The organism is Anaerococcus nagyae (assembly GCF_017874535.1).
Taxonomy (GTDB): domain Bacteria; phylum Bacillota; class Clostridia; order Tissierellales; family Peptoniphilaceae; genus Anaerococcus; species Anaerococcus nagyae.
In genome coordinates, this window is record NZ_JAGGLS010000012.1 from 31,397 (window position 1) to 42,241 (window position 10,845).

The following is a 10,845-nucleotide window of genomic DNA, read 5'->3' on the forward strand; positions in this document are numbered from 1 at the left end:
ATTCAATAAATTGTATTCATTACAAACTAAAATACCAAATTTTTTTGTCTTGTTATAACATCTCCCTTATCCGTAACAATCTTATATCCAGATTTATCCACTCTAAGACTTAGACAAGCTTTACATTCTGCTGCTTCATCTCCTGTACAGATCTTATTGTCATATAGTTGATATTGTTTCCTATACATGCTTGGAGATAAATTTGGCATTAGAACATTTGCTCCTGCTTTAAGTCCCATTTCACGGCCTAAGGGATTAATTGTACCTAGAGCTGTTGTTGCTGGGATTAAAGCATAAGGAAATAGAATTCTAAGTACCGATACTAATCTCAAGGTTTTTGTAAATGATCCATCGTTAAAATCTTTAAATGGCGTATCCACACTTCTTAGGTAAGGACCAATTCCTATCATATCCGGCTCTAGCTCTTGTAGAAACCTAAGATCTGCTATAAGGTTTTCTGTAGTTTGGTAAGGACTATCTACCATAAATCCTCCACCTACTTGATAACCTATTTCCTTTAATTGCCATAAAGCCTCTCTCCTATGATCAAAGCTCATAAAAGAGGGATGAAGTTTGCTATAATGTTCTCTATCCGATGTTTCTTCACGAAGTAAGTATCTATCAGCACCGGCATCATAAAATCTTTTATATGAATCATAAGATTTCTCACCTAAGGAAAGAGTTATTGCAGTATCAGAATGATTTTCCTTTACCTTCTCAACTATTTCTACAATCATATCATCAGTATAATATGTATCCTCACCACTTTGCATAACATAGGTTCTAAATCCTAATTTATAACCAATATCTGCACAATCTATGATTTCTTGTGGTGATAGCCTATACCTTTCTACATTTTTATTAGACTTTCTTATTCCACAATAAAAGCAATCATTTTTGCAGAAATTAGAGAACTCTATTAGTCCTCTTATATAAACATCATCTCCATATATGTTTCGACGTATTGAATCCGCTTTATTTGCAAGAGCCTCGTTCATAGACTCATTTTCTATCCAATTTTTCAAAGTTTGGTCTGAATAGTATTCAGTATTCTTTAAGCTTTCCATGATTATATTATAACAATCAAGATGATTACTTGTCTAATATTTCCAAGTGAAGTAGTAATAATTATTTTTTAAAATTTATAAATTTTAAAAAAATAGAAAGATACTATATAGATTTCTCCGCTCACTATGCTCGGTTAAAATGGATAGATGTTAATGTTTGAATAAGATTAAGGATTTCTAAACTCTATTCGTCCGTTCGATATAAATAGATACTAAGAAATTATAAGCATAGAAAAACTGGACTTTTATGTCCAGTTTTCGATTGATTATTTATATTTTTTAACTTTAAAACCCCTTAAAATAAGCAGAAATTGATCCTTACTTTAAAAGATCATTCTATGGAGGATTTTCCCTTAGCTGGACTAGTCTGCTTAATACATTCCAGGCATGCCTGCTGGCATTTCTGGTTCTTCTTCTGGAATGTCTGCTACTGCTGCTTCTGTTGTAAGTATCATTCCTGATACACTGACTGCATTTTGTAGAGCGCTTCTTGTTACTTTTGTTGGTTCTACTATACCTGCGTCAAACATATTTACATATTGATCATTATAAGCATCGTAACCTTCGTCTTTGCCAGATTCTTTTACGTTTTGAACTATTACTGATCCGTCCATTCCTGCATTTTCTACTATTTGACGTAATGGTGCTTCTAGGGCCTTCTCTATGATTGTTGCACCTGTTTTTTCGTCCCCTTCAAGACTATCTTTTAGATCTGTTACTTTTTCGATAGCTCCTATAAGAACTACTCCACCACCTGCAACTATACCTTCTTCTACAGCTGCTCTTGTAGCTGATAGAGCATCTTCAATTCTGTATTTCTTCTCTTGCATTTCTGTTTCTGTTGCTGCACCTACGTTGATTACTGCAACTCCACCTGCAAGTTTTGCTACTCTTTCTTGAAGTTTTTCTATTTCATATGAGCTTTCTTCTGATTCAATTTGTTGACGGATTAGGCTTACTCTTTCTTCTAGAGCATTCTTATCACCTTTTCCTTCTACTAATGTTGTATTGTCTTTATCAACTTTAGCTTTTTTAGCTGATCCTAGCATAGAGATTTCTGTATCTTTAAGATCCATATTTAGGTCTTCTGATACTACTGTTGCTCCTGTAAGGATTGCTATATCTTCAAGCATTGCCTTACGTCTATCACCATAACCTGGTGCCTTTACTGCTACAACATTAAATGTTCCTCTTAACTTATTTAGGATAAGTGTTGTTAGTGCTTCTCCTTCTACATCATCAGCTATGATTAATAAAGGACGAGATTCTTGAACTATTTGTTCTAATAGCGGTAATAGATCTTGGATATTTGAAATTTTCTTATCTGTTAATAAGATATATGGATCATCTAATTCTGCAACCATTTTTTCATCATCTGTTGCCATATATGGTGATAGATATCCTTTATCAAATTGCATACCTTCTACTACATCTAGGTAAGTATCAGTTGTTCTAGATTCTTCAACTGTGATAACTCCATCATTGCCTACTTTTTCCATAGCATCAGCAATAAATTTACCAATTTCTGGATCTGCAGATGATATTGTGCCTACGTTTTCTATGGCTTGTTTATCTACTATATCTTTAGAGTTTTCCTTAATGTAGTCAACTGTAGTATCAGTTGCTTTTTTTAGTCCTTTGTTTAAAACAATTGGATTTGCTCCAGCTGCTAAATTTTTAAGTCCTTCTTTGATGATTGCTTGAGCTAACACTGTAGCTGTTGTTGTACCATCACCTGCTACGTCATTTGTCTTGGTAGCAACTTCTTTTACAAGTTGAGCTCCCATATTTTCAAATCTATCTTCAAGCTCGATTTCTTGAGCAATTGTTACTCCATCATTTGTAATTGTTGGTGCGCCATAGGATTTATCAAGAACTACATTACGTCCTTTTGGTCCAAGAGTAACTTTTACAGCATTTGCTAATTTATCAATGCCACGTTCTAAACCATCACGTGCTTCTTTACCATAATTAATTTCTTTAGCCATTATAGTTTATCCTTTCTAATAATATTATTATTTTACAACTGCTAATATATCTACATATTTAACAACTATATAATCTGTATCATCAAGCTTAACTTCTGTTCCTGCATATTGAGAATAAATTACCTTATCTCCTACAGAAAGAGAATCTTTTTTCTTTTCATCATTTAAAATATCTTCACTTATAGATACAACTTCTGCATATACTGGTTTTTCTTGTGCAGATTCTGGAAGAACTATTCCTGATTGTGTTGTTTTTTCAGCTTCAGCTTTTTTGATTACTACTCTATCTCCGATAGGTTTTAATTCCATTTATTTATCTCCTTAAGTATTGTTTTAGCACTCAAGTATGCTAATTGCTAATTACATTTATAGTGTACTACCATTGATAAAAAAATCAAATAATTTTATATAATTATTATTATGGATATAATATAAGTAATATAGAAGGAGAATGCTATGTATAAGAAACCAAGTGATAAAGAACTAAGAGAAAAACTCACAAACTTAGAATATGAAGTTACCCAACATGCAGCTACTGAAAGGCCTTTCTCTTCAAAATTAGATGATTTTTATGAAGAAGGAATATATGTGGATAAGGTCTCTGGAGAGCCTTTATTTTCCTCAATTGATAAATATGATGCAGGGTGTGGTTGGCCATCATTTACCAAAGCTATTGACGGAATAGAAATTAGTGAAAATGAAGACGTATCACATGGTATGGTGAGAACTGAAGTTAGAAGCAAGTATGCTAATTCTCATCTGGGTCATGTATTTAATGATGGCCCTAGTGATTTGGGTGGACTTAGATATTGTATAAATGGAGCTTCTTTAAGATTTATCCCTAAAAATAAGCTTGATGAAGAAGGATATGGAGAGTATTTGAGTTTATTTGAAGAATAAAAAATATTTTTTAAGCCTACAATAAAAAAGAACTTTTGTAAAATCATATAAGTTTACAAAAGTTCTTTTTTATTTTAATACTTACTAGCTCCCGAACTAGTTGCTACTACTATACTATCATTTTCGAATCTTATTCCTATTACATCCATCACTTCATTTTCTATTTCTTTTGTTCTTTTATCTATGAAAGTTATTTTCATCCTATTGTCATCTTTTTTATCTATACCTATAACAGTTGTCGGTTTGAAATAATTTGCCCCAAATTTATTCCAAAATTCTTCTTTAGAATAAATTCTATTTTTATCTGACGCATATAAATTCATTATTTCTTTTTCATTGTATAAGTCTTTTGATAAATATAGCTCGGGGGTTTCATAACCTACGCTTATTAACTCTGGATCTTCGCTTTTCTTACCTTCTTCTATGGATTTTCTGTGAAGTTCATAGTAGTTATTTTCGTTATTATAAACCGTATAATATATATTATTTGGGCTTACTATTCCATCTGTTAAAAGTCCTTTGACACTATCTATATCAGTTACCTCAAGTGTTTCTAGATTAATTAAGCCTATAGTTCTTTTTTCTTTTTCTTCGCCGTTTTGATTATAAAAGCTATGTATAAAATATATATCCCCACCATTATAGCCTATAGGGAAAATTTCTTCTCCACTTCCAAACTCATGTAGAGTCTTTATATCTTCTCCATTGATTTTTATAAGCTTATACTTATGATTTTTACTATCTCCCGTTACAAAGACATTGTTTGCATTATTTATATCATAAGCAAATTGATTTAACTCTGGGTTTATGATATCACTAGTATTGCCATTAGGATTAAATTTCACTAATTTTTTATCTATGGGATCGTAGTATATTTGAACCTTATTAGTATCTATAGGATCTCCTGTTAAAGTCGCATTTGGAGTATCACTAGAACAAGCTACAAGGAAAAATATAAAAAATCCCAATAATATCTTAAACTTTTTCATAAATATATTATACTATGAAAAACAAAAAAAGAACCACTTTTAAGCGGTTCTAATTTTTAGGTTATTAAAGTTCGATGTCGATTGACTCTAATTTGTTGTCAGTATTTAGATAATAAAGTTTATTTCCTGAAATTTTCATACCTCTAACCTGAGTGTCAAGAACAGTTTTTCCACTTGTCATATTTATAATCTTGACTGGACGAGATAAATTATCTTTGACTTCTTTACTCTCATAGTAGAAAATATTATTTCCTATGATTTCTTGAGAGCCTTGTTCTGCCCATAAAAATGGGAATTTTTGATCATTGACATAAATATTGTCATTATCTGCTTTATATATTTTCCAAACTGGATTTCCGTTTTCAAATCTTTTTTGACCAAACAAGTATTGGAGATCAAAGTTTTTTTCCAATAATTTCGCTTCTTGGTCAGTTCCTTTTGATAAGTCTAGTTTATATAAGTCAAAATTGTAGGCATTTTGATCACTATTATCACCAGGCTTGGTAAATTGTAATTCACCATCAATTACTACAGCACCCCCTGTTATACCATCTGATGTTGCATCAAAATCATGAACTTCACCTGTAGCTAAATCTACATAGCCAATGGCAGATTCTTCTGTATCTAATGTTGGTGTACCATTGATTTCTGCCTTTGAGTTTTGTTCATGATAACCATAAATTTTATCACCAATCATACCCAATGGACGGAAATCATCAACTGCAGGAAACTCAAATAAGGTTTCTATACTTTTATCATTCATTCTGACAATTGATACTGAATCATAAATATCATTTTTAGATTTTACAAAAACATTATTTGTATATTTTACATAATCATAATGATTTGAATCTGTGCCTGTTAAAGCTTTTCCATTTTCATCGACTAGTTCTCCATTTTCATTTACGCTTGTAAATGGACCGAATTGATTAAAAAACAAATCATCTTCACTTACTTCTTTATTCGTATTTTCCTCATCTTTTTCTTCTTCTACTTTGTTTTCTTCTTTTTTCTTATCTTCCTCATTTTGATCAGTAGAATCTTCTTTTTCTTTATTTTGAGCAGTCTCTTCCCTATTTTCTTGGTTATCTTCTGCTTTTTTTACATCTATTACTTGGGTATCATTAGTTTCTACTGACTCTGTTTTTTCTGTATCATCTTTAGCTGGTGGTGGGGTTGGGGAATTGTTATTGCCGCATCCTACCAAGCCAAATGTTAGTAGTAACACTGCTAAGTTCTTCTTTTTCATATTTTTCTCCTTAATTTGATCTAAGTGCATCTATAGCTGATAGTTTTGTAGCTCGTCTTGCTGGGAGGTATCCTGCCAATACTCCTACTAAAGCTGAAAAACCTACACCTACTAAGGCTAGCCATACAGGAATTATAATTATCTTACTTGTATCTATACCCATATCATTCATGCCAGCAAATGCGCCATTAATAATCTTTCCAGCTAATAAAGATATCAATAGTCCTAATATTCCTCCGAAAAAACCTATAAAACCAGATTCTATTAAGAACATGGTCTGGATATCAGATACACTTGCTCCTATTACTTTCATTACCCCAATTTCCTTTTGTCTCTCATAAATACTCATAAGCATTGTATTAATTATTCCAATTGCGGATACTATAAAGGCGATTGAACCAATACCTCCAAGTATTAGCATAATATTGCGAGTGGAATCTTCTACTTCTTTGCTAGCTTCAGCCATAGAATTTGTCTGATAGCCTAACTCTCTTATAGCTTTTTCTGTTACTGCTACATTTTTTGTGTCATCTACTATTACTTGCAAGTTATCAAATTTTATCTTATCATTGGGTTCTTCTATCGGGTTGCCTTTTTCATCAAAATTTTGATTTAAACTTGGTGATGCTAATTTTTTATCTTCTTCTTTTAACTTTTTATAGGTACTTTCAGATATATAAGAGCCCCATCCATCTAGAAATGAGGAATTACTTAGCTTACCTGCTAATTCTATAGGCACATCTATTGATTTTGGCTTATTCTTATCCTCTTTAGAAACTGTATTTTCTGGATTTTGAATGTTTTCTTCATTACCAAAGTTGACACCATCATCTTCACTTTCATCTTGCCAACCTAATCGTAAAAAATATTTATGTGCTTGGTAGTCAAAATCGTCTACAGGCTCCATAGACATTCCTTCACTCATAGGTGTAATTTTATTAGCAGATACATTTGAACTTAATAAGACCTTGTCATCATCACTTGGACTTGGAACGCTACCCCATTCTAAATCGTCTTGACTTATTAGAGATAGAATATCATCTGGAATTACATTTATAGAACCTTCCATACCATAATCTTCAGTATCAGCTATCTTAAAATCTACATATATATTCTTACTTGGCACAACAGCTTTGACGTGGTCTACTCTTTTTAATTCATTTATAATCCTATCATCAATATTAAGATTGTCTTTACCAGATCCATCCATAACATTAATAGTAGTAAGCCCTTGGAAAGATCCTATCATCTCTTTTTGACTATTAGAGATTCCTTGAGCAAAGGCTAACATTAAAATTATAGAAGTAGATCCTATCACTACTGACAAGATAGTAAGGATAGTCCTAGATTTACGACGCCAAAGATTCCTAAGTGCCATTATAAATCTATCATATATCCTCATCGTCTATGATTAACTCCTCATCTTTTTTATTTTTTTTTCGTTTTTTTATTAGTAGACCTATTAAAACAATGATTACAAGAAGACCAATCCAGAAAAATGGTGATTTTAGCACTCCTCCATTGTTTTCTGCTGGCATATTATTATCTGCGCCTCCATCTACTGGAATCATTTCTCCTGTTTCTGGGTCAACAGTAGTGCCTTCTTCTCCTCCAGCATCCATAGATGTTGCTTCTGCTTTAAATTCTTGAGTTTGATTATGAACATTGCCTGCGGAATCCTCATAGGTTAAGAGAATTCTTCCTTTAACTGGTCCTTCCTCTTCTGGTGTCACGTTGAAAGTGAAATTCTCTGTAGTTCCTGAGTTAAAATTACCTATAAATTTTCTGTCATTATCTATGCTAAATCCCATACCAACGACATCGCACATAAAGGTATTTAGATTATCTTTTCCTGTATTATAGATATTTACAGAAACTTGATTTGGACTTCCTACTATAAGATCATCGTGTTTAACTTCTCCTAACGTTACATTGGCCCTTTGAACAACAGGTATTCCTATGGATTCCTTTGTTTGGTATTGGTTTCCCATATAATCTTCATATTCTAAGGTAAGTCCTATAACATAGTTGCCTGCAACAGCATTTGGATTAACACTCATAGAAATATTTCTATCTGCAGTATTCCATGGATATAGAGCTGCTACATAAAATGAATTGGATGTGTTATTTGGAGTAAATACTGACCCATCACTTACCATAGCATTATTTTCTCCACTGGATTGAGGTTGAGATGCTAATTGCTGATCTATAGTAACTTTTAAATTATATATGGTATTTTTTGCATTGGTATTATAAAGACTAAATGATAAGTTAAAATCACCACCTGCCTCTACAGTTTGGGGACTAAGACTGTAATTTGAAAGTATAAGCTTAGGTTGATTTTTCATTTGCACTGCTTGTTGATCATTATCTTGAACTTGTTCGTTTGAAGCTTGGTCATTCTCTTTTTGACCATTAATTTGTTGGTAGTAAGTCATCTTCTAAAACCTCATCAATTGTTAAATTCTTATGTATTGTTTGTATCTTTCCATCTCTCATAAATAGAGTCCTGTCTGCAAATTCTGTCATCTCATCATCGTGAGTTACCATTATAAAAGTCTGATTATTTTCACGTGTAATATCTTTTATAAGTTGCATTACTTCAAAACTCGTCTTAGTATCAAGATTTCCTGTAGGTTCATCAGCAAAAATTATCTTTGGAGTACCTACAAAAGCCCTAGCTATTGAAACTCTCTGTTGCTGTCCACCTGATAACTCATTAGGTTTATTATTCATCCTATTAGCAAGACCAACTTCTTTTAAAATCTTATAGGCCTCTTCTTTTCTTTCATCTACGCCTATACCCTTAAATGTAAGTGGAAGGGATACATTCTCCCAGGCAGTAAGATAGGGTAATAGGTTATAGGATTGGAAGACAAAGCCTATGTTTAGGTTTCTAAATTTGGTTATTTTTGTTTCTTTTAGTTCATTTAAAGTGATATTGCCATATTTTATAGACCCACGAGTAGGGTACTCTAGTCCTGCCAGTAAATTTAATAGAGTGGACTTTCCAGATCCACTAGTTCCAAGCAGAGCAATAAATTCACCCTTTTCAATATCAAGATTGATACCATCTAAGGCTTTTATTATATTTCCTCCTACTTTATAATATTTTTTTAAATCACGAACTTCTATAAGCGCCATGAATACTCCTTATTTTAGCTATTACAATATACTTAAAAGCATAAGGTGTTACGTTATTCGCCATACACTTTTGAGAAAATTATATCATCTTTATATTAGCAAAGCAATAAAACTTATATAATATATATTTTTAAGGAAAATTAATAATTGTTTTAAAAAAAGCTCTAAAGGAGCTTCTAATTTACTTTATATATTTAATTTCATCTGTATTAAAGTTCCAAAATACTTCCTGGAATTCTCCCTCATAAATTTTAAATATCTTATCCATAGACCAACTCATCCCATTCATCTTTTTGAATTCATCATAGTTTATCCATGACAGATGACCTTCTCTGTTTTCTGGCACAAGATCTCCAGTAAAGGTACTCGTTTCATACAAAAGCCCTACATCTTTTTTGCCATTACTTATCCAAGTAATGAATCCGCAAAATTTAAGATTACTGATATCTAACCCTGTTTCTTCTTTAGCTTCTCTTATAGCTGCATCTATGAGTGTTTCATCTTCTTCTACCTTTCCACCTGGAAAAGTAAGACCTTCCCATCCTTCTTTCTTGACCTTATCTAGAACTACTACTTCATTTGTAGATTCATTTTTTATTTTTATCATGTTCATAAGTCTGGTTTTCATATTATTTCCTTTACTAGTTCTTATATCTTAAACTTATAAATATTTTATCTTTATTTAAAAATTTATCGACTTTTAGGCATTAAAACCTGCTAACAAAAGTCAAGGAGAAAAGCAAATTAATTTTACTTTTCTCCTTGTTATTTCGAGTTTAAATTTGAGCACAACAAATAAGCCGGTTACATCGGCTTGTTCAACTATTGCATTCTTGATTCTAAGCTACTTTTAATACCTTCTTTTCTTGTTTTGATGCCATAACTTTTGCATAGTATATTCTTAAGAATTTATTTAATCCTGCAAATTTACAAATCTTCTTAGCCTTTCCATCTTTTTCTTTTTTTATCATATACAGATATATATCGTTTTCAGTATCTTTTGCGCTCATCATGCATTTCATAGCTTGATAACCTACTTTTCTTAGTATTGCATTGCCCCTTTTTGTTATTTTTCTCTGGTCTGCTTTAAAGTTCCCTGACTCATATGGTGGTGAATCTATTCCTACAAATGATATTAAACTTTTTTTGTTTTTAAATTTTGATAAGTCTCCAAATTCTGCTGTAATTTGTACTGCTAATTTATCTGATATTCCTGAGAATTTCTTTGCTTCTTGATATTCTTCTAAGGGCTCGGCAATTTCTATCATTTGTGATAAAATAGTATGTAGAATTTGATTTATATGTTTTATCAATTCTATTCCTTCTTGTATATTCATCTTTATATATGAGCTATTAGAAGGTTGAGTTGAGATACTTTCCTCTGCGAGCTTGTATATGGATTTAGCTTTATAAGCATTAGGATGGTATCTCTTTTCTTTTGCCCAGTTTTTAAAATCTTCTATGAATTTTTCTTCTGGTTTTTCTAATACTAAATTTTTATGCCACCA

Annotated in this window: 11 protein-coding genes; 1 reads left to right on the forward strand and 10 read right to left on the reverse strand. The window is 31.8% G+C overall.

Translation table 11 applies throughout. The features are described from left to right. Positions 1-26 precede the first annotated feature (26 nt). From hydE to J2Z39_RS08115, 3 genes are all read right to left on the reverse strand, one after another. Entirely contained in the window at positions 27-1,067 is a 1,041-nt protein-coding gene (hydE, locus tag J2Z39_RS08105; protein ID WP_117521873.1) for a [FeFe] hydrogenase H-cluster radical SAM maturase HydE, read from the reverse strand. Positions 1,068-1,438: 371 nt separating this feature from the next. Further along, the gene (groL, locus tag J2Z39_RS08110; protein ID WP_117521874.1) at positions 1,439-3,055 is read right to left on the reverse strand and encodes a chaperonin GroEL; all 1,617 of its coding nucleotides are present in this window, start codon (positions 3,053-3,055) and stop codon (positions 1,439-1,441) included. A gap of 27 nt (positions 3,056-3,082) precedes the next feature. Next, positions 3,083-3,364, reverse strand: coding sequence for a co-chaperone GroES (locus J2Z39_RS08115; RefSeq protein WP_209814722.1), 282 nt, complete (start codon positions 3,362-3,364; stop codon positions 3,083-3,085). Positions 3,365-3,511: 147 nt separating this feature from the next. Between J2Z39_RS08115 and msrB the strand changes: the two genes are divergently transcribed. Then, positions 3,512-3,955 carry a peptide-methionine (R)-S-oxide reductase MsrB gene (msrB, locus tag J2Z39_RS08120; protein WP_209814724.1) on the forward strand — a complete coding sequence of 148 codons (444 nt, stop codon included), beginning with the start codon at positions 3,512-3,514 and terminating at the stop codon, positions 3,953-3,955. A 74-nt stretch (positions 3,956-4,029) separates the two neighbouring features. Here msrB and J2Z39_RS08125 read toward each other — a convergent pair whose 3' ends face one another. The 7 genes from J2Z39_RS08125 to J2Z39_RS08155 form a co-directional block, all read right to left on the reverse strand. Next, positions 4,030-4,944, reverse strand: a complete 915-nt coding sequence (locus J2Z39_RS08125; RefSeq protein WP_117521877.1) for a hypothetical protein — start codon at positions 4,942-4,944, stop codon at positions 4,030-4,032. Between the two features lie 64 nt (positions 4,945-5,008). Further along, positions 5,009-6,193: a hypothetical protein gene (locus J2Z39_RS08130; RefSeq protein WP_209814726.1), complete on the reverse strand. Its 1,185-nt coding sequence runs from the start codon at positions 6,191-6,193 to the stop codon at positions 5,009-5,011. Positions 6,194-6,203: 10 nt separating this feature from the next. Beyond that, positions 6,204-7,595, reverse strand: a complete 1,392-nt coding sequence (locus tag J2Z39_RS08135) for an ABC transporter permease (protein WP_209814727.1) — start codon at positions 7,593-7,595, stop codon at positions 6,204-6,206. After that, positions 7,582-8,631, reverse strand: a complete 1,050-nt coding sequence (locus tag J2Z39_RS08140; protein WP_117521881.1) for a COG1361 S-layer family protein — start codon at positions 8,629-8,631, stop codon at positions 7,582-7,584. Before J2Z39_RS08140 ends, J2Z39_RS08135 begins: the two co-directional genes overlap by 14 nt. After that, positions 8,609-9,337, reverse strand: coding sequence for an ABC transporter ATP-binding protein (locus J2Z39_RS08145; protein ID WP_117521882.1), 729 nt, complete (start codon positions 9,335-9,337; stop codon positions 8,609-8,611). The genes J2Z39_RS08140 and J2Z39_RS08145 overlap by 23 nt, the downstream gene beginning before the upstream one ends. Before the next feature lie 181 nt (positions 9,338-9,518). Beyond that, the gene (locus J2Z39_RS08150) at positions 9,519-9,965 is read right to left on the reverse strand and encodes an 8-oxo-dGTP diphosphatase (RefSeq protein WP_209814728.1); all 447 of its coding nucleotides are present in this window, start codon (positions 9,963-9,965) and stop codon (positions 9,519-9,521) included. A 211-nt stretch (positions 9,966-10,176) separates the two neighbouring features. Continuing rightward, positions 10,177-10,845, reverse strand: a 669-nt coding sequence (locus J2Z39_RS08155; RefSeq protein ID WP_209814729.1) for a transposase, incomplete at its 5' end; no start/stop codon positions are given.

Bases quoted from the DNA above. Each gene is read 5' to 3' on its own strand.
- J2Z39_RS08140 (WP_117521881.1), bottom strand. From the start codon at position 8,631: ATGACTTACTACCAACAAATTAATGGTCAAAAAGAGAATGACCAAGCT.
- groL (WP_117521874.1), bottom strand. From the start codon at position 3,055: ATGGCTAAAGAAATTAATTATGGTAAAGAAGCACGTGATGGTTTAGAA.
- J2Z39_RS08150 (WP_209814728.1), bottom strand. From the start codon at position 9,965: ATGAAAACCAGACTTATGAACATGATAAAAATAAAAAATGAATCTACA.
- hydE (WP_117521873.1), bottom strand. From the start codon at position 1,067: ATGGAAAGCTTAAAGAATACTGAATACTATTCAGACCAAACTTTGAAA.
- J2Z39_RS08145 (WP_117521882.1), bottom strand. From the start codon at position 9,337: ATGGCGCTTATAGAAGTTCGTGATTTAAAAAAATATTATAAAGTAGGA.
- J2Z39_RS08115 (WP_209814722.1), bottom strand. From the start codon at position 3,364: ATGGAATTAAAACCTATCGGAGATAGAGTAGTAATCAAAAAAGCTGAA.
- J2Z39_RS08130 (WP_209814726.1), bottom strand. From the start codon at position 6,193: ATGAAAAAGAAGAACTTAGCAGTGTTACTACTAACATTTGGCTTGGTA.
- msrB (WP_209814724.1), top strand. From the start codon at position 3,512: ATGTATAAGAAACCAAGTGATAAAGAACTAAGAGAAAAACTCACAAAC.
- J2Z39_RS08125 (WP_117521877.1), bottom strand. From the start codon at position 4,944: ATGAAAAAGTTTAAGATATTATTGGGATTTTTTATATTTTTCCTTGTA.
- J2Z39_RS08135 (WP_209814727.1), bottom strand. From the start codon at position 7,595: ATGAGGATATATGATAGATTTATAATGGCACTTAGGAATCTTTGGCGT.